Raw genomic sequence first — 26766 nt, forward strand, 5'->3', positions numbered from 1 at the left:
GCGCACCACCATCCGCCCATCCACGCCAGGAGGTTTCGTGTCCACCGTCGACCCGGTCCGCTCGGTCACCGTCGTCGGGGGCGGCCTCGCCGGGTTCACCGTCGCCCGCGAGCTCCGCGCTCGCGGGTTCGACGGCACCCTGCGGATCGTCGATCCCCAGGGACTTCCCTACGATCGGCCCCCGCTGTCCAAGGCCTACCTGTCCAGGGAGGCCGAGGCCGCGTCCCTGCACCTCGCCCCGCCGGACTGGTACGCCGACAACGAGGTCGAGGTCATCGAGGGCAGCGCGGAGAAGATCGCCGTCGACTGCGGTTCCGTCGTGCTCGCGGGCGGCTCCGGGCTCAACAGCGACGCCGTCGTGCTCGCCACCGGTGGCCGGGCCCGAAGGCTTCCGGTGCCCGGTGGCGACCTTCCCGGTGTGGTCTCGCTGCGAGATCGCGCCGACGCCGACGCACTGCGGGAGTCCCTGCGGCCCGGAGTCCGGCTGACCATCATCGGCGCCGGGCTGATCGGCGCCGAGGTGGCCTCCACCGCGACGAAGGCGGGCGCGCGAGTGACGCTCGTGGACCCGGTGCCCGTGCCACTGGCTCCCGCCGTCGGCGCGGAGCTGGCCGATGAGCTGCACGGGATGCACACCGCGCACGGCGTCGAGATCATCGAGGGCGTGCCGGAGCGGATCGTCGCCGACGGGGCCGAACTGCTCGTGGACGTGGAACGGCGACAGGGTCGCGGACGAGTGGTCGCCGACGTGGTCTTGACCGCCATCGGCATCGACGTGGACACCACGCTGCCGGACTCGGCAGGGCTCGCGGTGGACGCGGGAATCGAGGTCGACGTGGCCGGCCGCACCTCGAACCCCGCTGTGTGGGCGGCCGGCGACGGCGTTCGGACGCGGTCGGCCGACGGCACCCTGCACCGGCGCAGCGAGCACTGGGAAGCCGCCATGCTCAGCGGTACCGCAGTGGCCTGCTCGATCCTCGACGAGGAGATCTCCGCACGTCCGCCGGCCTGGTTCTGGACCGACCGCTACGGCGTGCACGTGGAAGCCGTGGGCTCGATGGCAGCCCCCGGGTCCACCGTGCTCCGCCGGTCCGATGCTCAGCAGGTCGCCTTCCGGCTGGACAACGACGGAGTCCTCGTCGGCTGCGCGGCGATCGACGCGGGAAAGGTGCTCAGGGCGGCCAAGCGGCTCATCATGCGCGGCGCCCGAGTCGGGGCCGACGAACTCGCCGACCCGACCGTCGACCTCAAGAAGGTCGGCAGGAAGTAAGAGCTCGACGAACACGTCGGAGTCCGGCACCGGGCGGCCTGCAGGAGGAGGACCGCCCGGTGCCGACGCCCTGCGGAACTGTCAGGCGGACAGTTTGACGTTGATCTGCTTGGTCTGGGTGAACCCTTCGAGCATGCCTTCGAGGGAGGCTTCGCGGCCCATGCCGCTCTGCTTCACACCGCCGTAGGACTGGCCGATGACCTGGCCGCCGCCCTGGTTCACCTGCACCCAACCCGCTTCGACCCGGTGCGCCGTGTTCAGCGCCCGGTCCAGGTCGTGGCTCCACACGAACGCCGCCAGCCCGAAGTTGGTGTCGTTGGCCAGCCGGATCGCCTCGTCCACGTCGCGCCACGGCGTGACCACCAGGACGGGGCCGAAGATCTCCTCGCGGGAGATGCGCCAATTCGGCTCGACGGCGTCGAAAACGGTGGGCACGTGGTAGAAGCCCTCCGACAGAGGACCATCCGTCGGCGGCAGACCACCCAGCGCCAGGGTCACCCCGGGCTGTTCGGTGCCGTCGACGATGTAGTCGCGGACACCGCAGAACTGGGTCTCGTTGATGATCGCACCGATGTCCGAGGCCTCGTCGAGCGGGTTTCCGACCACGAGATCGCCCAGCTTCTTGACCAGGCGGTCCAGCACCTCGTCGTGGACGTCGGCGTGCACGAGCAGACGCGATCCGGAGGTGCAGCTCTGCCCCTGCCGGTGGAAGCGCGTGGCCAGCAGCAGCCCGTCGATCAGGTCGTCGTTCACCGCGTCCGGGAAGACGATGGACGGGTTCTTCCCGCCGAGTTCCAACGAGGTGTGCGCCAGCCGGTGGCCGGCCTGCTGCGCCACCGTCCGGCCGACCTCGGTGGAACCGGTGAACGACACCTTGTCCACCCCGGGGTGCTCGACCAGCGCCGTGCCGCAAACCCGCCCGCTGCCGGTGAGCATGTTGAGCACGCCCGGCGGCAGGTGCTCCTGGCAGATCTCGGCGAGCAGCAGCAGTGACAGCGGCGCGTCCAACGCCGGTTTGGCCACGACCGCGTTCCCCGCCGCCAGGGCTGCCGGGAACTTGAAGCCCGCGATCATCAGCGGCGAGTTCCACGGCAGGATCGCGGCCACCACGCCCAGCGGTTCCCGCCGCGTGTACTGCAGCTGACCGTCACCGGCGGGCAGGACGGTGCCCTTGACCTCACCCGCGACGCCGGCGAAGTAGCGGAACAGGTCGACCAGCGTGGCTACCTCGGGCCTGGCCTGCGTGCGGAGGGCGTTGCCGGTGTCCAACGCCGTCAGCCGCGCCAACTCCTCGCCGCGCGCCTCGATGTCGGCGGCGATGCGCGCCAGTGCGCGCGCCCGGACCTTGAAGTGCTCGGCGGCCCAGGCGGGCTGGGCCCTGCGGGCCGCGGCCACGGCGCGCTCGACATCGCCGGCTTCGGCGACCGGAACCCGGGCGATGACCTCCCCCCGCTGCGCTGGAGTGGTCACCTCCGCGGTCTTGCCGTCCTGAGCTGTGACCCATTGCCCGTCCACCAGCATCGGGTAGAGCTGCGAACGAGCGTCCGCCGCACCGCTGAGGAGATCCGCCGACCGCGTTCCCACTGTGCTGCCCATCTTCGTGCCTGCCTCCTTGCGCGGGCCACCCGCAGAACTCGACGTCGGCTCGGCGCACGCCTCATTCAACGGGTCCACCGCTGTTCGAATCGCGCGGATGAACCTGCCGTCGATGGCGGTAAGCAGCCAGAACCGGCCGGTTTTCGACAATTCCGCTTAGCGGTCGATCGTAGGAGCGTTTGTGCCGCGCACAACGACCAACAACGCAGAACGACTGTGCAGGATTGCACAACCGCCGGGTGCGCAGTCCTGCACATCCGCTGTGCCTACTTGGGCGTTGCCCACGCCTGAAACCGGTGCCGATACTCCCCCGAAAGGCAGGCTGGGAACCGAGCAGTCCTCGCATCGGACCGCATCTCCTCGATGCGCCCTCCCCAGCGTCTGCGCCTCCGGATTCGCATGGTCCACCCACGCGATTTCCGGGATCTCTTCAAGGTGATTCGAACGGGAGTTGACTGTGACGACCAGCGGTCCGTTGGCAGATGCCCTGGTGCTCGACCTGTCCCGCGCACTGGCCGGGCCGCACGCCGCCATGATGCTCGGCGACCTCGGCGCCAGGGTCATCAAGGTGGAATCCCCCGGCCACGGCGATGACTCGCGCACCTGGGGCCCGCCGTTCGTCGGCGATGATTCCACCGACGCCACCTACTACCTGTCCGCCAACCGGAACAAGGAATCCCTCCAGCTCGACCTCAAGAGCACCTCCGGTCACGAGGCCCTGCGCGAGCTGATCCGCCGCGCCGACGTACTGATCGAGAACTTCCGCCCCGGTGTGTTCGACCGCCTGGGCTTCCCGCCCGCAGTACTGGAGGAGCTCAACCCACGTCTCGTCGTGCTGTCCATCTCCGGTTTCGGTCACGACGGGTCCGAGTCCGAACGGCCCGGATACGACCTGATAGCCCAAGGCGAGTCCGGGCTGATGAGCATCACCGGACCGGACCCGGACCACCCGACGCGCGTCGGCGTGCCCATCGGTGACCTGCTGGCCGGGATCTACGGCGCGTTCGGCGTCGTCTCGGCGCTGCACGACCGCAACCAGACCGGCCGCGGCACCGTGGTGCGCACGTCCCTGCTGGCAGCGCTGGTCGGAGCGCACGCCTTCCACGGAACCGCGTGGACCACGGCCGGCAAGGTCGGTGCGGCCTCGGGCAACCACCACCCGCAGATCGCGCCCTACGGCGCGTTCCGGTGTGCCGACGGCACCGTGCAGGTCGCCGTCGGCAGCGAGGCGCAATGGCGCAAGTTCGCCGACCTCCTCGGACTCGACGCCGACGACGAGCGCTTCGCCACCAACTCGGTGCGCACGGCCAACCGCGCCGCGCTCATCGACGCGGTCGAGGACGTCCTGCGCACCCGGCCCCGCGACTTCTGGCTGACCAGCTGCAACGAAGCAGGAATCCCGGCAGGCGCGGTCCGCACCATCGACGAGGTCTACGAGTGGGAGCAGACCCGCAGCCAGGGCCTGGTCGTCGAAGTCGAGCACCCCGTGGTCGGCAAGATTGAGATTCCCGGTCCTCCGCTGCGCTTCGAGACCTTCGCCGGGCAGCGCCTGGGGCGCACCGAGCACACCGCACCGCCCACGCTCGGCCAGCACACCTCGGCTGTGAGCCAATGGCTCGACAGCGAGTGAACCGGCCGTGCAGCATGACCCGGCGATCGATCCGCCGGGTCGTGCTGGTCGGTCCGCCCGGTTCTGGGAAGACAACGCAGGCGCGGGCGGTGTCCGACAAGCTCGGAGCGCCGCGGCAACGCTTGGCCGAGCCCGACGCCGCAGGCGGGTTCCTCGTGGACGGGTTCCCGCGGACCGCGCACCAGGCCAGATCCCTCACCGAAGCGCTCAACGACGCAGGCACCCCGGTGGACCTGGTGGTGGAGATGCTCCTCGAGCGCGACGAGGCCGCGCTCCGCTTGGCCGGTCGACGCAGCTGCGGTAGTTGCGGCCGGATCTGGCACGTCCGGTTCAACCCGCCTGCCGTGTACGGGATCTGCGACGACTGCGCCGGTGCGCTGGAGCAGCGCAGCGATGACGCGGCGGCGGCGATCCAGCACCGGCTCGACCTCTACGACCGTGACACCGCTCCCCTGCTGGAGTTATACCGCCGGCAGGGTGTTCTCGCGACCATCGACGCGAGTGGTGCGGTGGAGGACGTGACCGAACGGATGTTGTCCGTCCTCGGTGTGTGAGCGGAAACGAGCCGGTTCGCCTCGGACTCGCCGAGGCGAACCGGCTTTCGCGTTCATCGATCGGTGAACGACGGTGCCCGCTTCTCGGTGAAAGCGGCCATACCTTCCTTCTGGTCCTCGGTGGCGAAGGTGGCGTGGAAGAGGCGTCGTTCGAAACGCACGCCCTCGGACAGCGTCGTCTCGTAAGCGCGATTAACGCTCTCCTTGACCATCATCGTGACCGGCGTCGACATGCCCGCGATCGCCGAAGCGGTCTCGAGCACCTCCTCCATCAGGCGATCGACCGCGACGACGCGGGCCACCAGGCCGCTGCGCTCGGCCTCGGTGACGTCCATCATGCGACCGGTCAGGCACATCTCCATCGCCTTGGCCTTGCCGATGGCGCGCGTGAGGCGCTGCGTGCCACCGATACCCGGGATGACACCGAGCTTGACCTCCGGCTGGCCGAACTTCGCGTTCTCCGCGGCGATGATCACGTCACACAGCATCGCCAGCTCGCACCCACCACCGAGGGCGTAGCCGGACACCGCAGCGATCAACGGCTTGCGCACCGCGGACAAACGGTCCCAGGCGGCGAACCAGTCGCTGCGGTAGGCGTCCATGTAGGACAGCGACTGCATCTCCTTGATGTCGGCGCCGGCGGCGAAAGCCTTCTGCGACCCGGTCAGCACGACGCACCCGATCTGCTCGTCCTGGTCCAGCTCGGACACCGCCGCGGTGACCTCGACCATGAGCTGGGTGTTGAGCGCGTTGAGCGCCTCGGGCCGGTTCAACGTCACCACGCCCACCCGGTCGCGGCGCTCCACCTCGATCGTCGCGTACTCGCTCATGCGGTTGACTCCTCTCCGGCGGATGCGCGGATCGCGTTGATGATCCCGGAGAAGTCGCGGTCGGCACCGCCTTGCTCGTTGTAGCGCACGTAGAGCTCGTGGACGTGCTTGCCGAGGTCTGTCTGCACGCCCGCGGCGTCCGCGGCGCGCTGCGCCAGGCCGAGGTCCTTGACCATGAGAGAGGTGGCGAAGCCGGGATCGAAGCCGCGGTTGGCCGGGCTGGTCGGCACCGGGCCGGGCACCGGGCAGTTGGTGTTGAGCGCCCAGCACTGGCCGGTCGCCGTGGAGATGACGTCGAACAGCGCCTCGTGGGAGACACCCAGCTCCTCGCCGAGCACGAACGCCTCGCTCACCCCGACCATGGAGATCGCCAGGATCATGTTGTTGCAGATCTTGGTCGCCTGCCCCGCACCGGAGGCCCCGCAGTGGACCACCCGCTTGCCCATCACGTCCAGGATCGGCTCGGCGCGCTGGAAGTCCTCGGACTCACCACCGACCATGAACGTCAGCGTCCCGGCGGTCGCACCGACCACACCTCCGGAGACCGGGGCGTCCAGCGCGCGGTGTCCCGCCTTCACCGCGGCGTCGCGCGCCGCGTGCGACTCGCCCACCTCGATCGTCGAGGTGTCGACGAACAACGTCCCGGGTGCGGCCGCCGCCAGCAGCCCTCCCGCCTCGTAGAGGTCGAGAACATGGCGACCGCTGGGCAGCATGGTGAACACGATCTCCGCGCCCGCACACACCTCCGCAGCGGTGCCCACGATCTCCACACCGTTCTCGGCCGCCGCGGCACACGCTTCGGCGGACAGGTCGAAGCCGCGGACGCGGTGGCCGGCGCGGCTGAGGTTGGCCGCCATCGGGCCACCCATGTTGCCGAGACCGATGAATCCGATGTCAGTCATCGCACTCCCTCCCAGTTGACAGCCCGAGCTCGTCGTCACCGGGCGCGAAGAACTTCTCGACGATGTCGGCACCGACCTCGTCCAGCAGCGCTGGTTTCCACTGCGGATCGCGGTCCTTGTCCACGACCTGAGCACGAATCCCCTCGACCAGATCCGGTGAGGACAGCAGCGCGCACGAGGTGCGGTACTCCTGCTCCAGGCACTCCTCGAGGGAGCTGAGCGCGCGGGCGTTACGCAAGGCGCGCAGCGTCACCTTCACCGCAGTGGGCGACTTGGCGCAGATGGCCTCCGCCGCCTGCCGAGCACCGTCAACACCGGTCGCCTGTAGACGACGCACGATCTCAGCGACGTCGTCGGCGCCGTAGCACTCGTCGATCCATCCGCGCTCGGTCTCGAGCACCGACGGCGGCGGCTCTTGCGCGTACCGCCGCACCAGCGCATCGACCTCGCCAGCCGAAGCGCCGGCCAAGTCCTCGACCAAGGCCCCCAGGGCGTCGCTGGGCACGAAGTGGTCCGCCAGCCCGCATCGGATCGCATCCCCCGCACTCAGCTGGCCGGCGGTGAGCGCCGCGTGCGTGCCGAGTTCGCCGGGAGCGCAGCTGAGCAGGTACGTGCCACCCACGTCCGGCACGAACCCGATCCCCACCTCGGGCATCGCGATCCTGGTGCGCTCGGTGACCACCCGGACCGACCCGTGGGCCGACACACCCACCCCGCCACCCATGACGATGCCATCCATCAAGGCCACGAACGGCTTGGCACAGCGCTTGATCCGCGCGTTGAGTCGGTATTCGTCGCGCCAGAAGCGCTTCGGCGCCGGATCACCGACCAGCGCGGCGTCGTAGATGGCCCGGATGTCACCGCCGGCGCACAAACCGCGGTCGCCCGCGCCGTCGACCAGCACGCACGCGATCTCCGGATCGCGCTCCCACCTGGACAAGGTGCGGTCCAGCACGCGCACCATCTCAGCGGTCAAGGAGTTCAGCGCCCGGGGCCGGTTGAGCGTCAACCGCCCCAGCGTCCCCCGAACCTCGACCAAGACCTCCATCTCGCTCATCGGGCGGCCCCCAGCACGTCGCGGGAGACGATGACGCGCATGATCTCGTTCGTGCCCTCCAGGATCTGGTGCACCCGCAGGTCGCGGACGATCTTCTCGATCCCGTACTCCGATAGGTAGCCGTAACCACCGTGCAGCTGCAGCGCCTCGTTGGCCACGGCGAACCCGGTGTCGCTGGCCACGCGCTTGGCCATCGCGCACAACCGCGTCGCCGCAGGGTCCTTCGCGTCCGCCGCCGCGGCCGCGCGCCACAACATCGACCGCGCCGCCTCCAGCTCGGTGGCCATGTCGGCGACCCGGAACTGCAACGCCTGGAAGTCCCGCAGCGCGGAACCGAACGCCTCACGCTCGGACAGGTGACGCACGGTCGCCTCCAGCGCCGCCTGGGCCCCACCCAGCGAGCAGGCACCGATGTTGAGCCGGCCACCGTCGAGGCCCGACATGGCGAAGCGGAACCCGTCGTCCTCGGCACCGAGCAGGTTCGCGACAGGGACGCGTGCGTCTTCGAGACGGACCTGGCGGGTGGGTTGGGCATTCCACCCCATCTTGTGCTCGTTCGGACCAAACGAGAGCCCCTCGGTGTCGCGTTCGACCACCAGCGCGGAGATTCCCCGGTATCCGTCGTCACCGGTGCGCACGAAGACGACGTACACATCAGAGGTACCGGCCCCGGAGATGAACTGCTTGGCGCCGTTGACCACGTAGTGGCCGCCTTCCCGGACCGCCCGAGTCGTCAACGCGGCGGCATCAGACCCCGCACCGGGCTCGGTCAGGCAATAGCTGCCCAACGCCTCCATCGAGCACAGCCGCGGCAACCACCGAGCACGCTGCTCGTCGTTGCCGAAGCGATCGATCACCGACGCGACCATGTTGTGGATCGACAAGTACGCGGCCACCGACGGACATCCCGTCGCCAGCGCCTCGAAAACCACCGCCGCATCCAGCCGCCCCAGTCCGGAACCACCGGACTCCTCCTTGACGTAAATGCCTCCCATACCCAGCTCTGCCGCTTTGCGCAGCACATCGACCGGGAAGTGCTTGGCCTGGTCCCACTCCACGGCGTTCGGTGCCAAGGCCTCAGCGGCGAAATCGCGGCAGGTTTCGGCCAACGCTTGCTGGTCCTCGTTCAGGCAGAAGGCACCGCCACCAGCGGCACGTGCGTCCATGATGTTCCTCCAGCACGAGCCGACCCGGAGACCAACTCCCACATGGTTGGTCGCCCGACAGTTCGACTACCGACTATTGCCTGAGATGCTCCCGAGGAGTGCGGGTCGACTCAAGAGGCAAGAACACAGGGCTGATGTGCACAAACGCACACGCGCCCCGCAGTCAGGGCATCAGCTCGACTTCCCGCTCCCCAACCTCGTCTTGCAGCGCCTGACGGATCACCCGGACCACCGGGCTGGACACGCTCTCCCGACGCGCGGCCAGGTAGAAGGGCAAGCGCATGTCGACACCGAAGCTGCCCAGCCGTACCAGTTCCGGGCAACGCCGCGCGAGGAAGTCCGGCAGCACCCCGATGCCACCACCTGCCCTCGTCGCCTCCAAGTGGGCGAAGATGTTCGTGGAGCTGAACCGCGCGGTCACCCCCGGCAAGTGCCGTTCCAGATCGAGGTCGCCCACACGCAGCATCGAACCCGTGTAGAAGATCAAGACGTGGTTGCGCAAACCATCCACCGAGTCCGGCACACCGTGCTCGTCCAAGTACTCCGGAGCCGCGTACAACGACAAGGAGTACTCGGCGAGCATCTCGGTAACCAACCGGCTTCCCTGCGGAGAGCCGACAGCAACCGCGAGGTCGAAACCCGACTGGTGCACGGTCAACTCACGCGTCGCAGTGATCAGGTCGACGATCAGATGCGGATGCGCGCGCTGGATCCGAGCCAGCGCGGGTGCGACGAACAACGCCCCGAAACCGTCCGGCGCCGTCACTCGCACCGTGCCCCGCAACGACGCCACATCGCCACCCGCAGCCGCGGCCGCGACGTTCTCGATCGCCTCTTCGATCGGCCGCGCGCTTTCGGTGACCGACCGCCCGATATCGGTGAGTTCCCAGCCGTCCGCACCGCGTTCGACGAGCCGGACCCCGATCACCTTCTCCAAAGCCGAGATGCGCCGCGAAACGGTGGTGTGATCCACCCCCAAAGCGGACGCCGCAGCTACCAGGCGGCCCGTCCGTGCCAGCGCCAGCAGATACCGGAGATCGTCGACGCGCAGCCGTCGGGTGTCGATGCTCGTGTTGCTCATGTTCTCGACCGTCCGCTTTGCGTCACGTCAGCGTGGGCCGGTACGTGTAGGAACTGCTGCGTGTGAGGGCGAACTCGAAGATTCCGGTGCCGGGCACGCCGTTCCAGGTGTAGGCCGTGAGGCGGTCGGTCAACGAGGAGTCGAGCGTCAGCTGGTTCACCGACCCGTCCAGCGCGTAGACCTCGTGCTCCACGTGATCGCGTCCTCTCGGCCGACCGTGGTGGCCACCGTATCCGGCGCCCGCCATGAGTCCCCCGCCGGCGGAGGCGTCGGCATCGATCTCGTACCGAATGCCGCCCTTTGTCGTCACTTCGACCTTTCCCGAAGTCAGGTCGAGGGCGTCGAAGCGCAGCGCATGTCGCACGTCGACGACGTCGTCCAGAGCACCGTCCTCGTGCAGGACCGCGCCCTCAAGCAGGATCCGCCCACCCTGTCGGTCCTCGACCAGCAGGAAGCCGACCGAGCGGTCGGGGAACTGCGCCTGGAACCAGATGTGCAGGCCCTGGCCACCGGACATGGTGCGGACTCCACGCGACCGGTCCCGCTGGCCGTACCAGCCGTCGACGTCGAGCCGAACGCCGTCGATGGTGAGCGTGCCTTCGTAACGGCCCGACTGCACGAGGTGCTCGAACTTCGTCGGCGTGGCATCAGAGTTGTTCACCTCGACTTCCCCGAGCCAGTAAGGCGTGCGTGCCCGCCAGATCAGGTCGTAGACCATGCCAGACGGATTGTCGCCGAGCTTGAGCCGCCAGGCCCGGTTCGGCTCGACCACCTCGAACGACAGCGGGCCAGCGCCTTTGCCGTCAGTGCAGCTGAGTTCGGTGGAGAAGCGGAGGTTTCGCTGCTCCTTCTCAGTGCTGACGATCGCGAACCCATCGGCAACATCCTTCGCCGGGTAATGACCGAAGCCCATGATCACCGACGGTGCGGTGGCCTCGGTGGGGTGCAGGTTGAACATGAACCGATCGAAGAACCGCTCGGGCAGGCCGGGAGTTCCCGGTACGACCAGCTCATCGTGGAAGTCGTTGCCCATCAGCTCTCCTATCGTTTCGGCTCGGGTCGGATCGATTTAACGAGCCCGTTTGTTCGTTCGCTCAGTTCCCGGTGAATCGGGGTTCCCGCTTGCTCTTGAAGGCGGCCAGGGCTTCAGGCATGTCGGTTGTTTGGGCGAGCAAGGCCTGGCCGCGGTTCTCCAGTTCGAGAGCTGCGGCGTAGGAGCCGACCTCCTGATTGCGCTGGATAGCCCGCTTCGAGAGCCGAACCGCGCCCGGCGCGTTGCGCGCGATCGTCCGGGCCATCTCAACCGCCTCCCCGAACAACTCCTCGGTCGGCATGGTCCGGTTGGCCAATCCGATCCGCGTCGCTTCCTCGGCGCCCACGAACCGTCCGGAATAGCCGATCTCGGCCGCACGGCCCGGCCCAATCAGCCTGCTGAGGTGGAAAGAGACGCCGAGTTCACCGATCGACAGGCCAACCTTCACGAAGGCGGCGCTGAACTTCGCGGTCGGCGCGATCAGCCGGATGTCGGCGGCCAGCGCGAGCGCGAGCCCGCCGCCGGTGGCCGCACCGTGCACCGCGGCGATCACCGGGAACGGCAGGTGGCGGATCGCATGGATCCCGCCGGTAGCGGTTTCCTGGAACTTCAGGAACTCCCGGACACCCATGCTGGTGATCACCTCGATCTCGTCGAGGTCGAACCCGGCGCAGAACGCGCGCTCCCCCGCCCCGGTGAGAATCAGCGCGCGCAGCCCGCTGTCCCGCAACGCCTGCGCGGCCAGCCCGTATTCGCTGAACATGCGCACGGTTTGCGAATTCATCCGCTCCGGACGATTGATCCGCAGCACACCGATCTCGCCGTCGATGACCTCGAAGGTCAAGGTCTCCAACTCGGGAAACCCTCGCACGGTGTCCACACTGGTCAACGCATAACCTCCCGTTTCGCCGTCACCTCGTCACTGACCGGTGAAAACCGGTGAGCGCTTCTCCTTGAAGGCGGCCAGCGCCTCGGGCATGTCCGCACTCCGCGTGAGCAACGCCTGGCCCCGGTTCTCCAGCTCCAGCGCAGCCGCGTAGGACGAGACCTCCATGTTGGCCTGCAGCGCGCGCTTCGACAGCTGCACACCACCGGGAGAGTTCGCCACTATCGAATCGGCCAACTTCTGGGCCTCTGCCAGCAGCGCATCGGGTTCGGCCACCGAATTCACGATGCCGAGCGCTCCTGCCTCCGCCGCATGCACCATCCGCGCGGTGAAGCAGATCTCGCTGGTCGCAGCCGGTCCGATCAGGCGCGTCAGCAACCACGACGTGCCCAGATCGCCTGCCGAGAGACCGATCTTGACGAAAGCCGCGTTGAACTTCGCTTCAGTGGAGGCCACCCGGATGTCGGCCGCCAGCGCCAGCGCCAGACCACCGCCAGCAGCAGCTCCGTTGACCGCGGCGATCACGGGCACTCGCATGGAACGGATGGCGAGCAACGCCCGCGCCGCCCGCTCCTGCTGATCGAGCATGCCCAGAGCACCTTTGCCCGCCAGCTCGTCAGCGTCAGCCAGGTCGTATCCAGCGCAGAACGCGCGACCGGCACCGGTGAGGATCACGGCGCGGCACTCGTCCTCGTCATCGATCGCGTGAGCTACCCGTTCCAACTCTCCGAACATCGTGTTCGTCATCGCGTTGTGCCGTTCGGGCCGGTTCAAGGTGACCAGGACGACGCCGGGTGCCATCTCGGCCAGCGCAAGCGTCTCGTAGGTCGAGGTCAGGCACTTCATCACAGGTCCTCACTCTCAGATCAGCCAGACGACGCTGCGGCGGACGAGACCAGCAAGGCCGCGTTCACCAACCGCAGGAAGTCGGTGAGCAGGTCGACGTCGCGTGCCTCCCGTTCACAGCGTGCTAATATTACATAAGGTCAGACCAAAATCCAGGGCTGGGCCATCGCGGCAACGATGTCCCGGCAGTGATCTTTGAACGCACTTCAACGCCATATCCCCTTTGGTAGATTTCTCTGCCCCGCTGGGGCCATACGGGTGAATTTTGTGCCTTCGCAGCTAGGCGAGGTGACAACCTGCCGGGCAGAGCAGCCAACGGTCCCCACAAGAACGAGGAGGCGGCGTTGAACAACGATGTTCGAACCAGCCCCGTGCCGGACGCGTTGATGCGGCGGTCCCGCGATCTCCTGCGGACCGTCGCCAGGCTGACCAGCGAGTCAGACCTGAGTACGGCGAACGCGCTGCGAAATCCGGTGACCGCGCTAGGGCACGCCGAGCGAATCCTCATCCGGAAACTGGCGGATTGCGAGGTGGGCTCAACGCGATTCGAGCTCGCCGCGGCGCTGTCGCAGACGGTCGAGCTGCTCGCAATGCTGCGCGAAGCCCGCGTGGTAGCGCGCGCGGCCGCGATGGACGAGCTCCAGCAATGCCTGGCGCGGCTACGTTCGGCGAACTCGATCTCCGACCTGGTCGACCAGGTTCCGGTGGAGATCAATCGGCTCGGATACCGGCGAGCATTGTTCTCCCGGCTGTCCGGGCCGGACTGGCGACCGAGTTCGGCGTTCGCCCACGCAGACCCCCAACTCGCCCACGACCTCGTCGAGGTCGGCACCGCCGTGCCCGGCCAGCTAGGCCGCGAGCTGCCGGAAACCGAGGTCGTACGCACCCGCGCGCCGGTGCTCGTGGAGGACGCGCAGCACAACCCGCGCGTGCACCACCGGCTGATCAACCTCGCCAGGACCCGTGACTACGTCGTGGCCCCGCTGATCAGCCGTGGCGAGGTGATCGGGTTCGTCCACGCGGATCAGCACGTGGACAGCGACCACGTCAACGCCTTCGATCGCCAGTTGCTGGGGCTGTTCGCCGAAGGACTCGGCTGCACTCTCGAACGAATCGTCTTCGCCGAACAGCTGGCCCGGTTGCGCAGTCAGTTGAGCGAGCAGGCTCGAGCGACGGACGAGCTGCTCGAGGGCATCGGCGGATTCACCACCACGTCGGAAGCTTCGCCGACCAGCGACCCACTGGAACAGCTCGATGGCCCGCTTTCCAACCTGACGCGCCGTGAGCTCGACGTGCTGCGGCACTTGGTGCGAGGCCGAACGAACAGCCAGATCGCCGCCGACCTGTTCGTCTCATCCGGCACCGTCAAGACACACGTCAAGAACCTGCTCCGCAAGCTCGGAGCCGCCAACCGCTCCGAGGCCGCAGCTCGATACCACGGGCTGACCACCTAAGAGCCACAACAAAAATCGGTCGCCACCCGAGCTCGGATGGCGACCTTTTTCATTCCCGTGGGATGAGACGCGGGGGCAGAAATCTCTCCACTTCGGGTGATGCACGACACCTTGGTTCGGATTAAAGATTGGACCATTACGCGCAACGGTGCCGTCTTCCCTGGAGGGACGTTCATGACCACCACAGATCTGCCCACCCGCTCGGTCCCGGACGAAATCGCACGTCGAGTCGTGCTGCCCGAGGGGCATCGCGACGACGGTCCGCTGTTCGAGGCCTACCGCTGGTTGCGCGAGAACAACCCGCTGGCACAGGTGGAGGTCGAAGGATACGACCCGGTCTGGCTGGTCACCAAGCACGCGGACCTGATGGAGATCGAACGTCAGCCGCACGTGTTCACCAGCGGAGGCGCCGAGGCACCGGGCTCGCACAACCCGATCCTGCAGAACCAGGCTGGCGACGAGTTCACCAAGAGCCTCACCGGCGGCAGCCTCCGGATCCTGGAGACCCTGACCTACCTCGACCCGCCGGAGCACACCGAGGTCAAGGACATCGCCAACGACTGGTTCCGGCCCGCGAACCTCAAGAAGTGGGAGGACCGGATCCGGGAACTGGCGAAGGAGGCCATCGCCAAGCGCCTGCGCAGCGGCACGAACGACCTCGACTTCGTCCAGGAGTTCGCGCTCTACTACCCGCTGCACGTGATCATGAGCCTGTTCGGCGTCCCGGAATCCGATGAGCCGCGGATGATGACGCTGACCCAGGAGTTCTTCGGCACCGCCGACCCCGACGCGCAACGCGAGGACGTCGAGCCGCTCACTCCCGAGGCAGCCGCGCAGCAATGGTCGGCCGCCATCAACGACTTCTACGCCTACTTCGACGAGCTCGTCGAGGACTGCCGGGCCAACCCGCGCGACGATCTAGCGACGATCATCGCGCAGGCGAAGAAGGCCGACGGCGAGTACTTCGACAAGACCGTCGCCTACGGCTGGTTCATCGCGATCGCCACCGCAGGCCACGACACGACTTCCAGCACCATGTCCGGCGCCATCGAGGCACTAGCGCAGAACCCGGAGCAGCTCGCGGAGGTGCAGCAGGACCCCGAACGCATCCCGGACCTGGTGAACGAAAGCCTCCGCTGGGTCTCCCCCGTCAAGCAGTTCACCCGCCAAGCAACGCAGGACTACGTGCTGCGCGGACAGCAGATCCGCAAGGGCGATCGCTTCATGCTGCTGTACCAGTCCGGGAACCGCGACGCCGACGTGTTCGGCGATCCGGACACCTTCCGGATCGATCGCAAGCCCAACAAGCACATCGCGTTCGGCTACGGCCCGCACATGTGCATCGGCCAGCACCTGGCCAAGCTGGAGCTGCGGATCATGTTCGAAGAGCTGCTCCCGCTGATCCAGAACGTCACAGTCACCGGCGAGCGCAAGCCGGTGATGACCAACTTCGTCGGCGGACTGCGGAAGCTGCCGGTTCGGCTGGAGCTGGCGTGACTTCGCGCGCGGGCGAACCATCGGGCTCAGGCGGGCGGGTCCTGATCATCGGAACCGGTCACGCCGGCGTCACGCTGGCCGGCCTGCTTCGGCAGGCCGGCCACGCCGGTCCGATCGAGCTCTACGGCGACGAGCTGGACCTGCCCTACCAGCGTCCACCGCTGTCGAAGAAGTTCGCCGACGGCGAGCTGGAGCAGTGGCTGCGACCAGCGCAGTTCTACCGCGAGCAGGACATCGAACTCCGGCTCGGTGAGCGAATCACCAGTATCGATGCGCGAGCGCGGCAGGTGCGAACGGCGGCGGGCGAGACCCGCGGCTACGACCATCTCGTCCTGGCGACAGGAGCGCGCCCACGCCCGCTGAACGTGCACGGCACCGACCTCAACGGCGTCGTGTCGTTGCGCACCCTCGCCGATGCGCGGGTGCTGCGCAAATGCGTCGACGAACGGCGCGATCTCGTCATCATCGGCGGCGGCTACATCGGGCTCGAAGTCGCGGCAGTGGCCCGCTCCGCCGGTATCCGGGTCACCGTCGTCGAACGCGAGGAACGCGTGCTGGCTCGCGTCGCCAGCGCGCAGCTCTCGAAGATCATGACCGCGCACCATCGCTCCCGCGGAACCCGGATCGTCACCAGCGCCGAGGTGCGGGCGATCGAGGGCTCGGACGGTCGCGTCAACGGCGTCGAACTCGGTGACGGACGTGTCCTCGGCTGCCAGGCCGCGCTGGTCGGCGTCGGTGCGGTGCCCAGGCAGGAACTCGCGGAGCATGCCGGCCTGCGCTGCGAGCAGGGCGTGGTGGTCGACGCGCACGCGCGCACCAGCGATCCGCACATCCTCGCGATCGGAGACGTGACCATCCGGCCGGTCGGCAACGGGTCGATGTCGAGGCTGGAAAGCATTCCGAGCGCCACCGAACAAGCGCGGCAAGCGGTTGCCACCATCACCGGTACCGGGCCCTCTCCGGCCGAGGTGCCGTGGTTCTGGTCCGACCAGTTCGACCTCAAGCTCAAGATCGCCGGCTTGATCCCGGCAGCACCGCGCACCGCCCTTCGTGGAGACCCCGCCACCGGCCGGTTCGCGCTCTTCCACCACGACGGCAGGAACATCATCGCCGTCGAATCCGCCAATCGCCCAGCGGAATTCATGGCAGGCAAGAAGCTCATCGCGTCCGAGGCATGGGTCGATCCGGTCAAGCTGGCCGACGAGACAGTCCCGCTGCGCGACGCCGTCATCGCCTAATGGAGATCCACCATGCCTACAGTCACCTACGAGCTCTCCGACGGATCCGTGCACGAAGTCGACGTCCCCTGTGGACAGAGCGTGATGGACGGTTCAGTGCGCAACAACCTGCCCGGAATCGTCGCCGAATGCGGCGGAAGCTGCTCGTGCGCCACCTGCCACGTGTTCCTCGAAGATGGCGCGCCCAGCTTCGACGCGCCCTCCGACGAAGAACGTGAGCTGCTCGAGTTCGCCGAAGGGGCTCAACCGAATTCACGGCTGTCGTGCCAGTTGATCCTCACCCACGACAGCCCCAACGTGCGCGTCACCGTCCCGGACACCAACGGCTGAGCCATCATTCCCCACGGACAAAGGATTTCGCATGGACATCACCGCTGCGATAGCCACAGAGGTAGGCGGCGGGTTCAGCCTCCAGCCCGCCACACTCGCCGAACCCGGATCCGATGAGATCGTGATCGAGATCGCCGGTGTCGGCCTCTGCCACACCGATCTGGCCGCCAAGGACGGCCACCTGCCCTTCCCGCTGCCCGGCGTGCTGGGCCACGAAGGCAGCGGCATCGTCACTGCCATCGGCACGGGCGTCACCAAGGTCGCGGACGGTGACAAGGTGGTGCTCAGCTTCAACAGCTGCGGCCATTGCCGGGAATGTTCGAACAGTGAACCCGCCTACTGCCACGACTTCATGTCGCACAACTTCGGTGGCGCGCGGCCGGACGGCACCACCACTCTGCATCAGCAAGGTACGGCCCTGGGATCGGAATTCTTCGGCCAGTCCTCGTTCGCCACCCATGCCATCGCGCACGAGCGCAACGTGGTCAAGGTGGCCGACGATGCCCCGGTCGAACTGCTCGGCCCGCTCGGGTGCGGCGTTCAAACCGGCGCAGGCGCGGTGCTGAACTCGATGGACTGCCTTCCAGGCAGGACGCTGCTGGTGCTCGGCGGCGGCTCCGTGGGGCTGTCGGCCGTGCTCGCCGGCGTCGTGCGGGAGCTGCAGCGGATCATCGTCGTCGAGCCGCACGCGGACCGCCGCGACCTCGCCCTGGCGCTGGGCGCGACGCACGTGATCGATCCCGGCGCGGGGCCGCTGGCAGAACAGGTCCGGGCTGTCTTCCCCGACGGAGCCGACTACGCGATCGACACCACAGGCATCGCCGAGGTACTCGACCAGGCGTTGCAGTCACTCGGTCACCGGTCCAAGCTCGGCATCATCGGCGTGCCGTCCGATCCGGAGTCGGCAATGGCGCTTCCACTGATCCAGGCGCAGGTCCTCGGCCTGCGCGTGATGGGAATCGTCGAAGGCGACAGCGATCCGGACGTGTTCATCCCGGAGCTGCTCGAACTGCACCGCGAGGGACGCTTCCCGTTCGACAAGCTGATCAAAACGATGCCGTTCTCCCAGATCAACGAAGCCGTAGCAGCCCAGCACCAAGGCGCGGCCGTGAAGATCGTGCTCGTGCACGAGCGAGGCGAGGAGCCAGCATGACCATCGACTACGACCGGCTTTTCATCGCCGGAACCTGGTCGGCGCCCGCGACCGATGATCGGATCGACGTGCGCTCGGCCACCACCGAAGAACTGCTCGGCAGCGTCCCGGAGGCTTCGGTCGCCGATGTCGATCACGCGGTCGCCGCCGCCCGAGAGGCCTTCGACGATCCGACTGGCTGGTCGAGCTGGGATCCCGCGCAGCGCGCCGAAGTTCTGGAACGTTTCGCGGTGGCGCTGGAGAAGCGCTCGGACGAGACAGCGCGGCGAGTCACCGTCCAGAACGGCATGCCGATCACCCTGGCCCGGCAGTTCGAAGGCGGGTTCCCGCCCGTCCTGCTGCGCTACTTCGCGGGCCTCGTCACCGACTCACCGCAGGAAGAGACACGGGCGGGAATGCTCGGCGGCAACTCCCGCGTCATCCGCGAGCCACTGGGCGTCGTGGCCGCGATCGTGCCGTGGAACGTGCCGCAGGCCATCACCTTCCTCAAACTCGCTCCAGCACTGGCCGCAGGGTGCACGGTGGTGCTCAAGCCCGCACCGGAAGCCGTGCTCGATGCGATGCTGATGGCCGAGGCAGCGCACGAAGCGGGCCTCCCGGACGGCGTGCTGAACGTGCTGCCCGGTGGTCGTGAACTCGGCGCTCACCTGGTGGAACATCCGAGCGTGGACAAGGTGTCGTTCACCGGATCGACCGCCGCCGGACGCGCGATCGCGGAAACATGCGGGAAGCTGCTGAGGCCCGTGACCCTCGAGCTCGGCGGAAAATCAGCCGCCGTCGTGCTCGATGATGCCGACCTCACCGCCACGATCGAGAACTTCTTCGCCGCCACCCTGCTCAACAACGGTCAGATCTGCTGGCTGGGCACCAGGGTGCTCGCACCGCGATCCCGCTACGGCGAAGTCGTGGACACGATCACCGACCTCGCGCGCTCGCTGAACATCGCAGACCCGCTTGAGGACGACACCCAGGTCGGACCGCTGGTCTCAGCTCGGCAGCGCGACCGCGTCGAGTCCTACATCGCAAAGGGCATCGACGAAGGCGCGCGACTGACGGCAGGCGGGGCCAGGCCTTCCGGCCTCGATCGCGGTTGGTTCGTCGAGCCCACGGTGTTCGCCGATGTGGACAACGAGCACACCATCGCGAGGGAAGAGATCTTCGGTCCGGTGCTCTCGGTGATCCCCTATTCCGACGAGGACGAAGCAGTCGCGATCGCCAACGCCAGTGACTACGGACTGGGAGGCACGGTGTGGACCTCCGATTCCCAACGGGGTGAGGCGGTAGCTCGCCGCGTCGCGTCCGGCTCGGTCGGCATCAACGCCTACACCAATGATCCGACCGCGCCGTTCGGTGGCATCAAGACCAGTGGTCTTGGCCGCGAGCTCGGGCCGGAAGGCCTGCACGCTTACCAGATGCTCAAGACGATCTACCTCGACGCGGGGCAGGCGTAACCGTCCGATCGAAACACGCCCGAACCTCCCAGCCTCTTGAAAACGATCGTTCACGATCCTAGATTCAGAAGGAAATATGGCGCTAAAGGGCAGCGGTTCCTACTCCGTTTCGCACTGCAACGCTGGTAACGGTCGCTCACGGAGGCACGATGCGTTTCACCGAGGAGCAACGGCGGTTCGCCGCCGCCGTGCGAGATCTCTGCGACAGCGAGTGCAAGACGCTCCAACAGCGGGACGCCCTCACCCACGGCGGCAAGCTCGCCAACAGTCCCGGGTTGCTAGCGAAGCTCGCCGAGCTCGGCTGGCTCGGGGTGTCGATTCCGGAGGCGTACGGGGGTGCAGGGGCGGGCATGCTCGAGGAGTGCCTGTTCCTCGAACAGACATCGCGCGGGCTCGCACCCATCACCGCGTACTCGACGGGTCTGACCGCGGCGCAGACCTACCTGCGCTACGGCACCGAGGCGCAGAAGAAGGAAATCCTCGGCGGCATCTGCCGGGGAAGACTCGAGGCGATCGCGCTGTCGGAGCCGGAAGCCGGGTCCGATCTCGGCTCGGCCCGCATCGGCGCAGTCGCCGACGGGGACTGCTTCATCATCAACGGGCAGAAGACGTGGACCTCGGCCGCGCACGTGGCTGATCACCTGCTCCTGCTAGCCCGCACCGGCACCGGGCGCGCCAAGCACGAAGGGCTGACCCTCCTGGTCGTGCCGACCGACGTGCCGGGTCTGGAGATCCGCCCCATCGAGACGATGGAAGCGCACACCGTCAACGACCTCTTCTTCACCGACGTCCGCGTTCCCGCGGCCAACGTCGTCGGCGAGGTTGGGCGGGCGTGGTGGCACCTCCTGCGCGGACTTTCGGTGGAACGCCTGATCATCGCTGCGATGGCAGTCGGCGCCGCCCAACGCTCGCTCGACGACCTGGTCGCCTACGTCAAGCAGCGCGAGCAGTTCGGACGCACGATCGGCAGCTTTCAGGCGGTACGACACCGCGTTGCCGACCTCGCGACGGAGATCGCCTTCTGCCGCTCGTTCGTCTACGAGATCGCCGCGGGCATAGACGCCGGCGAAGAGCAGCAGCTCGCCCGCGAAGGTGCAATGGCCAAGCTTAAGTGCACCGAGGTGGCCAAACACGCGGCGCTGGAAGCCATGCAGTTGATGGGCGGTTACGGATACGCCCGCGAGTACGGCATGGAAGGACAGGTGCGCAAGGCACTTGCGCCGCCGATCTACGGCGGTACGAACGAGATCCAGCGCGAGATCATCAGCAAGAGCTTCGAGCTCTGAACAAGTCGCGAAGGGCGATCATGTCGAAGACGAAGAAATCGGTGTTCGCGCCGGACCTGCTGGCGGACAAACGCATCCTGATCACCGGCGGCGGAACCGGGCTCGGGCGGGGCGTCGCGCGGCACCTCGCCGACCACGGGGCGCAGGTGCACCTGTGGGGCCGGCGCGAGGCGGTGCTCACCGAGGCGGCGGCCGAGGCGGGTGGCCAGGGCTCTGTGCACTTCCAAACCGTAGATGTGCGCCAGCCTGATTCGGTGGATGCCGCGATGACCGACATCTGGGAGCAGCACGGCCCCTTGACCGGCGTGCTCAACAACGCCGCGGCGAACTTCATCGCCCCCACCAAGTCATTGAGCCCGCGGGGCTTCGAGGCGATCAGCTCCACGGTAATGAACGGCTCGTTCAACACGACCCACGCCGCCGGGCGCCGGTGGATCGAGCAAGGACTTCCCGGCACCGTGCTGTCGAACCTGACGACGTGGGTGTGGTCCGGATCCGCGTTCGTCGTCCCGTCGGCGATGGCGAAAGCCGCAGTCCACGCCATGACCATGTCGCTGGCGGTTGAGTGGGCTCGTTACGGCATCCGGCTCAACGCGCTGGCACCCGGGCCGATCCCCACCGACTACGCCTGGGAGATGCTCAACCCGACCGACAAGAGCGCGACCGGCGCCACGCAGGCCGACCAGGTCCCGATGGGCAGGCCCGGTACGGTCGAAGAGCTGGCAAACCTGACGATCTTCCTGTTCTCAGACGCCTGCGACTACCTCACCGGGGAAACAATCGCGATGGACGGCGGACAGCGGCTCGCCGGGCCGGGCACGTTCGCCGGGCTGACTTCGCTGTCCGATCAGGACTGGCAGGAGATCAAGGAGCGCAGCCAGGCCGCCAGCACTGCCGCGAAACAGCAACGCTCGGTGTGAACAGCGAGAAGTCCCGGAACAGCCACATTGGCCGTCCCGGGACTCTTTCGCCTCTACGGGCGGCTCACCAGCGCCCGCACCTGTCAGAAGGCTGCCCGGGACGCGGCGTCGAGAAAGGACTTCACCAGCGACGCGTCGGCGTAATACTCGTCGCCCACGCCTTCAACCGCGCGACGTCGACCGTATTCGTACAGCACTGCCAACTTCCACAGCGCCAGCGCCGTGTACCAGTCCAGGCCCGACAGATCGCGCCCGGTCTCCGAGGCGTACCGCTCGGCCAGTTCCGAGCGGGTCGGGTACCCGTCCTCGAACGCGGCCACGCCGAGCTCTTCGGTCGGGGTCAGCTGTCGGCCTTCGACCGGCCACGAAGCCAGGAAGTATCCGACGTCGAAAAGTGGGTCGCCGATCGTGGCCAGTTCCCAGTCGAGGACCGCCAGCAGCCTGCCAGGCGGTTCGGGGCCGATGATGACGTTGCCGAGCCGGTAGTCATTGTGCACGATCGACGCACCCGATTCCGGCGGCACGTGGGCCGCGAGCCACGCATCAAGCTCGGCGAACTCCGCAGGTGGGTTTCCGTCCTCATCGGAGATGAGTCTGCCCATCCGCCGGAAGTGCCGCGCGTTGAATCCCTCGGGCTTGCCCACGTCCGCCAGCCCGCAGGCCCGCCAGTCCACGGCGTGCAGGGCCACCAGCGTGTCCACCAGGGATTCGCCGATCCCCCGCCGGCCGGACGGGGTGGCCAGCGCGGGCGGGGTCCGGTCGGTGATGACCGGGCCTTCGACGTAGCTCATCACGTAGAACGGGACATCGAGCACCTCGTCGGCCTGGCTCACCGCCAGCACGTCAGCGACCGGCACGTCCGTGTCGGCCAGCGCACCGATCAGCCTCGCCTCGCGCAGCATGTCGTGGGCGCCCGGCGGGGTTGGCGGCGGAGGCGGTCGTCGCACGACGACCTTGTGCTGCCCGTCGTCGACCAGGAACGTCAGGTTCGAATGACCATCCCCGATGGGACGGGTGCAAACCGGGCCGGAGCATATTCCGTGATCCTCGAGAAACCGCGCCAGGCCGGCGCGCTGCTTTTCGCTGAAGTCCCAGCTCACTGTTTCACTCTCAATCAGATGCCGACAAACTGCTGCACCGACACTGGATTCGAAATCCACCGGCCCACGCCGTTCACGCTGGTTCGGATTTCTCAATCTTCGCCACGATGTCAGCTCGAAGCAGGTGCTTCTGGATCTTGCCAGTAGCTGTCATCGGGAGTTCATCGACGACTTCGAGCCGCTCGGGCATCTTCTGGATGGCCAGCCCCTGCCCCAGCAGGTAGTCCTTGAGCTCCTCAAGAGTCACCCGCTCGTGTCCTGGGTGCAACACCAGGTAGCAGCAGATCCGCTCGCCGAGCCGCTGGTCCGGCATGCCGACCACTGCGACGGCATCAACTGCGCGGTGCGCCGCCAGAAGGTCTTCCACCTGGCGGACGCTGATGTTCATTCCGCCGCGGATGACGATGTCTTTGAGCCGGCCGGTAACCCGTACGTAGCCGTCCTCATCCATCACACCGAGGTCACCCGAGCGCGAGTAGCCATCGGGGGTGAACAGCTCCGCGGTCTCCTCCGGTCTGCCGATGTACTCCAGCATGTGCGATGGCCCGCGGTATGCGATGTCACCGTCCTGCCCGCGCGGCAACTCTTCGCCCAGCTCGTCGACGATCTTCACGGAGCTTCCTGGAAGCGGGCGGCCGTCGGACGTGGCTGCCCGGCTCGGATCATCGTCAATCGTGCACGTGGTGGTAGTCAGGTTCTCGGACCGCCCGTACAGGCTCAAGATCCGGCAATCGGGCAGCAGCTCGCGCGCCTTCTCAACGAACGCACCCGGGATCGGTGCGCCCGCCGCGACCCAAAGCCGCAGGCTGCTCGCATCGTGCTGGGCAGGATCGTAGGCCTCCATCAGCATCTGCAAGAAAGTCGTTGCGCTCACAGTCGTGGTGCAGCCCCACCTCCGGACGTGCTCGAGTCCCGCGTGTGGTTCCCAGGACTCCATGAGGTGCGAGCCGGCTCCGTGGATGAGCGGGAGCAGGACGCTGGTGACCAGGCCGGTCGTGTGTGTGATCGGCGAGGGGCCGAACTGCACGTCCTGATCGCTGTAGGCAAAGACCTGCGCGAGCTGACGGGCCCCGCCAGCCATCGTGTTGACCGTGTGCAGGCACCCCTTCGGGCGCGAGGTCGTACCCGAACTGTAAACGATCATGAAATGGTCGTCCGGCCCGACGCCAGGGCCGATCTCGTCGAACACATCGTTCTCATCGACGTCGGCGAACAGCGAGTCGTAAGGGGTGGTGTCCTTCTCCGGCCCCCCGCGCAGCACGACGATCCGCTCAAGATCCGGCGATTCCACCCGCACCTTGCGGTACATCTCGACGTAGTCGAAGTTCTTGAACGTCGCGCAGGTGAAGACCATCCGCGCACCGCTGTTGCTCGCGATGTAGGAGACCTCGTCCATCCGGTAGATCGGCATGATCGGAACGAGGATCGCGCCGAGCCTGGACAGCGCCACCGCGATCTGCGCGAACTCGACCCAGTTCGGCACCTGCACGCACACCCGGTCACCGGGCCGGATTCCCTCGCGGTACATGCCGACGGCCAGCCGCAGCGCCGTGTCGCGGAGCTCGGAGAACGTCAGCGAGCGCGTGTCGTCAGTGATGAAGACCTTGCCCGGGCGCTGCGCCACTTGGACCTCGAGCATGTCGAACAGCGTTTCGCGACGCCAACTGCCGTCGGCGTAGAAGCGCTCGATTTCTTCCTGCGAGTAGCGGTCTCTCACCGTCGCGAACGTCATCGGCGATCTTCCTTGATCTCGAGCGGAGCGCGCTGCCGGACCAGCAGACTGGTTCTATAGTATTTAAGGTCCAACCAAAAAGCAACGCTTTGCCGAGCGGACGCCCTCGCCGTCGATTGGTGCGGCAAGCAGGGAGCTAACCTCCGACGCATGCCCTTCACGCACGTTCACCGGGTGCGATACCACGAGACGGACGCCCAGTCGTACCTGTTCAACAGCCGCTACCTCGAGATCGCCGACGTCGCCATGACCGAGTTCTTTCGGCACCTCGGCTGGTCCTACCCCGAGCTCAACGCCGCCGGCGCCGACCCGTCCGTGGTGAGCGCCCAGCTCGAGTTCCACGCACCGGCGTTCTTCGACGACGTGATCGGCTTCGAGGTCGAGTGCGCTCACATCGGCCGCAGCAGCTTCACACTCCGGCATTCGGTCACCCGCGACGAGACCGACCTCGCCACGATCAGCATCGTCTACGTCAACGTCACCACCCGCGACGGCACATCGCGCCCGTTGCCGGAGACCGTCGCGACCGCGCTCGCGAGCTATGCCACGAAGACTTGATCATGACGGCCTCCGACATGAACCGCACCGATCGGAACCGGTCTCCTAGCGGACGAGCCGGAAGAACTTGCGCAGCTCATCCACGAAGATCTCCGGCTGCTCCAGCGAAGCGAAGTGACCACCCGCCGGCAGTTCGTTCCAGTAGCGGATGTCGGTCAACCGGTTTTCCGCCCGCGCACGCGGGACCCGGATCATCTCCTTCGGGAAGATCGAGCAGCCCGACGGCACGGTGATCTTGTCCTGGGGCAGGTCGGCGAGGCTTTCCCAATAAATGCGAGCCGCCGAGGTCCCGGTGTTCGACAGCCAGTAGAGCATCACGTTGTCCAGCAGCACATCTCGGCTGACCGCGTTCTCCGGGTGCCCGTCGCAGTCGGTCCAGCCGTGGAACTTCTCCACGATCCAGGCGAGCTGCCCGACCGGTGAGTCGGCGAGGCCGTAGCCGAGCGTTTGGGGCTTGGTCATCTGCTCCACGAAGTAGCCGGTGCCGCTCACCGCGTACTCCGCCCCGACAGCCGCTCCCTGCTTCTCGAAGTCGTTCATCGACTCGGGCGGATCCGGCTCGGCGCCGAGGTCGACGAACGGGATCGGCAGATGAACACCGACGACCCGATCCGGGGCGATCGCGGCGAGCCGCCCGGAGACGACCGAACCCCAGTCACCGCCGTGCGCCCCGTAGCGCGTGTATCCGAGCCTGCGCATGAGTTCCGACCAGGCATCGGCGATCCGCTTCACGCCCCACCCGGTCGTCCGGGGCACTCCGCTGAAGCCGAACCCGGGCAGCGACGGGCAGACGACGTGGAAGGCGTCCGCAGGATCCGGCGGGTTGGTGAGCGGCTCGACGAGGTCGAGAAACTCCCGGACCGAACCCGGCCAGCCGTGCGTGAGGATGATCGGGAGCGCGTCCTCGTGCTGCGACCGGGCGTGCAGGAAGTGAACGTCCAGGCCGTCGATCTCGGTCCTGAACTGGTTGGCCGCGTTGAGCTTTTCCTCGCACCGCCGCCAGTCGTACCCATCGACCCAGTAGGCGCACAACTCCTGGACGTAGGACAACGGGATCCCCTGCGACCAGTCCTGCACCGGCTGCTCATCCGGCCAGCGCACGCGCTCCAGCCGAGCGCGGAGCCCGTCGAGCTCGCTCTGAGCGACGTGCAGTTCGAACCTCGTTGGTTGATCACTCACGCTGCTTCCCTTCCGTG

General features: G+C 67.3%; 24 protein-coding genes. 12 read left to right on the forward strand and 12 right to left on the reverse strand.

Annotated features, from left to right (window positions below; all coding sequences use genetic code 11):
• Positions 1-37: 37 nt before the first annotated feature.
• Positions 38-1270 carry an NAD(P)/FAD-dependent oxidoreductase gene (locus tag ACYVF3_RS20955; protein WP_461155916.1) on the forward strand — a complete coding sequence of 411 codons (1233 nt, stop codon included), beginning with the start codon at positions 38-40 and terminating at the stop codon, positions 1268-1270.
• An 81-nt stretch (positions 1271-1351) separates the two neighbouring features.
• Here the strand turns inward: ACYVF3_RS20955 and ACYVF3_RS20960 are convergent, their stop codons facing one another.
• Positions 1352-2866: an aldehyde dehydrogenase family protein gene (locus ACYVF3_RS20960; protein ID WP_461155917.1), complete on the reverse strand. Its 1515-nt coding sequence runs from the start codon at positions 2864-2866 to the stop codon at positions 1352-1354.
• A gap of 457 nt (positions 2867-3323) precedes the next feature.
• Here ACYVF3_RS20960 and ACYVF3_RS20965 point away from each other — a divergent pair, with 457 nt between their 5' ends.
• Positions 3324-4496 carry a CaiB/BaiF CoA transferase family protein gene (locus tag ACYVF3_RS20965; RefSeq protein ID WP_461155918.1) on the forward strand — a complete coding sequence of 391 codons (1173 nt, stop codon included), beginning with the start codon at positions 3324-3326 and terminating at the stop codon, positions 4494-4496.
• Positions 4497-4510: 14 nt separating this feature from the next.
• Positions 4511-5050 (forward strand): adenylate kinase family protein, encoded by a 540-nt coding sequence (locus ACYVF3_RS20970; RefSeq protein ID WP_461155919.1) that lies wholly within the window; start codon positions 4511-4513, stop codon positions 5048-5050.
• A gap of 53 nt (positions 5051-5103) precedes the next feature.
• Here ACYVF3_RS20970 and ACYVF3_RS20975 read toward each other — a convergent pair whose 3' ends face one another.
• From ACYVF3_RS20975 to ACYVF3_RS21010, 8 genes are all read right to left on the reverse strand, one after another.
• Positions 5104-5880: an enoyl-CoA hydratase gene (locus ACYVF3_RS20975; protein WP_406691891.1), complete on the reverse strand. Its 777-nt coding sequence runs from the start codon at positions 5878-5880 to the stop codon at positions 5104-5106.
• Positions 5877-6782, reverse strand: coding sequence for a 3-hydroxyisobutyrate dehydrogenase (mmsB, locus tag ACYVF3_RS20980; protein ID WP_461155920.1), 906 nt, complete (start codon positions 6780-6782; stop codon positions 5877-5879). Before mmsB ends, ACYVF3_RS20975 begins: the two co-directional genes overlap by 4 nt.
• Positions 6775-7839, reverse strand: a complete 1065-nt coding sequence (locus ACYVF3_RS20985; RefSeq protein WP_461155921.1) for an enoyl-CoA hydratase/isomerase family protein — start codon at positions 7837-7839, stop codon at positions 6775-6777. Before ACYVF3_RS20985 ends, mmsB begins: the two co-directional genes overlap by 8 nt.
• Positions 7836-9005, reverse strand: coding sequence for an acyl-CoA dehydrogenase family protein (locus tag ACYVF3_RS20990; RefSeq protein ID WP_461155922.1), 1170 nt, complete (start codon positions 9003-9005; stop codon positions 7836-7838). Before ACYVF3_RS20990 ends, ACYVF3_RS20985 begins: the two co-directional genes overlap by 4 nt.
• 163 nt (positions 9006-9168) lie before the next feature.
• Positions 9169-10086, reverse strand: a complete 918-nt coding sequence (locus ACYVF3_RS20995) for a LysR family transcriptional regulator (protein WP_461155923.1) — start codon at positions 10084-10086, stop codon at positions 9169-9171.
• A gap of 22 nt (positions 10087-10108) precedes the next feature.
• Positions 10109-11119 (reverse strand): hypothetical protein, encoded by a 1011-nt coding sequence (locus ACYVF3_RS21000; protein WP_461155924.1) that lies wholly within the window; start codon positions 11117-11119, stop codon positions 10109-10111.
• 61 nt (positions 11120-11180) lie between these two features.
• The gene (locus ACYVF3_RS21005; RefSeq protein ID WP_461155925.1) at positions 11181-11963 is read right to left on the reverse strand and encodes an enoyl-CoA hydratase/isomerase family protein; all 783 of its coding nucleotides are present in this window, start codon (positions 11961-11963) and stop codon (positions 11181-11183) included.
• 75 nt (positions 11964-12038) lie between these two features.
• Positions 12039-12851 carry an enoyl-CoA hydratase/isomerase family protein gene (locus ACYVF3_RS21010; protein ID WP_461155926.1) on the reverse strand — a complete coding sequence of 271 codons (813 nt, stop codon included), beginning with the start codon at positions 12849-12851 and terminating at the stop codon, positions 12039-12041.
• A gap of 344 nt (positions 12852-13195) precedes the next feature.
• On the opposite strand from ACYVF3_RS21010, the gene ACYVF3_RS21015 reads away from it, so the two are divergent.
• From ACYVF3_RS21015 to ACYVF3_RS21050, 8 genes are all read left to right on the forward strand, one after another.
• Positions 13196-14305, forward strand: a complete 1110-nt coding sequence (locus ACYVF3_RS21015) for a LuxR C-terminal-related transcriptional regulator (protein ID WP_461155927.1) — start codon at positions 13196-13198, stop codon at positions 14303-14305.
• Between the two features lie 174 nt (positions 14306-14479).
• Positions 14480-15802 carry a cytochrome P450 gene (locus tag ACYVF3_RS21020; RefSeq protein WP_461155928.1) on the forward strand — a complete coding sequence of 441 codons (1323 nt, stop codon included), beginning with the start codon at positions 14480-14482 and terminating at the stop codon, positions 15800-15802.
• Positions 15799-17040 carry an NAD(P)/FAD-dependent oxidoreductase gene (locus tag ACYVF3_RS21025; protein WP_461155929.1) on the forward strand — a complete coding sequence of 414 codons (1242 nt, stop codon included), beginning with the start codon at positions 15799-15801 and terminating at the stop codon, positions 17038-17040. The genes ACYVF3_RS21020 and ACYVF3_RS21025 overlap by 4 nt, the downstream gene beginning before the upstream one ends.
• A gap of 12 nt (positions 17041-17052) precedes the next feature.
• A complete protein-coding gene (locus ACYVF3_RS21030) occupies positions 17053-17370 on the forward strand; it encodes a 2Fe-2S iron-sulfur cluster-binding protein (protein ID WP_461155930.1) in 318 nt (105 codons plus the stop codon).
• Between the two features lie 121 nt (positions 17371-17491).
• The gene (locus ACYVF3_RS21035; protein ID WP_461155931.1) at positions 17492-18523 is read left to right on the forward strand and encodes an NAD(P)-dependent alcohol dehydrogenase; all 1032 of its coding nucleotides are present in this window, start codon (positions 17492-17494) and stop codon (positions 18521-18523) included.
• On the forward strand, positions 18520-19974 hold the full coding sequence (locus ACYVF3_RS21040) for an aldehyde dehydrogenase (RefSeq protein WP_461155932.1): 1455 nt from the start codon (positions 18520-18522) through the stop codon (positions 19972-19974). Before ACYVF3_RS21035 ends, ACYVF3_RS21040 begins: the two co-directional genes overlap by 4 nt.
• Positions 19975-20123: 149 nt before the next feature.
• On the forward strand, positions 20124-21260 hold the full coding sequence (locus ACYVF3_RS21045) for an acyl-CoA dehydrogenase family protein (RefSeq protein ID WP_461155933.1): 1137 nt from the start codon (positions 20124-20126) through the stop codon (positions 21258-21260).
• A 20-nt stretch (positions 21261-21280) separates the two neighbouring features.
• Positions 21281-22180, forward strand: a complete 900-nt coding sequence (locus ACYVF3_RS21050) for an SDR family oxidoreductase (RefSeq protein ID WP_461155934.1) — start codon at positions 21281-21283, stop codon at positions 22178-22180.
• 83 nt (positions 22181-22263) lie between these two features.
• Here the strand turns inward: ACYVF3_RS21050 and ACYVF3_RS21055 are convergent, their stop codons facing one another.
• Both ACYVF3_RS21055 and ACYVF3_RS21060 read right to left on the reverse strand, forming a co-directional pair.
• Positions 22264-23340: a phosphotransferase family protein gene (locus ACYVF3_RS21055; RefSeq protein ID WP_461155935.1), complete on the reverse strand. Its 1077-nt coding sequence runs from the start codon at positions 23338-23340 to the stop codon at positions 22264-22266.
• Positions 23341-23353: 13 nt separating this feature from the next.
• Positions 23354-25012: an AMP-binding protein gene (locus tag ACYVF3_RS21060; RefSeq protein ID WP_461155936.1), complete on the reverse strand. Its 1659-nt coding sequence runs from the start codon at positions 25010-25012 to the stop codon at positions 23354-23356.
• A gap of 150 nt (positions 25013-25162) precedes the next feature.
• Between ACYVF3_RS21060 and ACYVF3_RS21065 the strand changes: the two genes are divergently transcribed.
• Complete coding sequence (locus ACYVF3_RS21065; protein ID WP_461155937.1) at positions 25163-25570, forward strand: acyl-CoA thioesterase; 408 nt, start codon at positions 25163-25165, stop codon at positions 25568-25570.
• A gap of 45 nt (positions 25571-25615) precedes the next feature.
• On the opposite strand, the gene ACYVF3_RS21070 is transcribed toward ACYVF3_RS21065, so the two are convergent.
• On the reverse strand, positions 25616-26749 hold the full coding sequence (locus tag ACYVF3_RS21070) for an epoxide hydrolase family protein (protein ID WP_461155938.1): 1134 nt from the start codon (positions 26747-26749) through the stop codon (positions 25616-25618).
• Between the last annotated feature and the right edge of the window lie 17 nt (positions 26750-26766).

The sequence above is a fragment of the Saccharopolyspora tripterygii genome, from assembly GCF_054778355.1.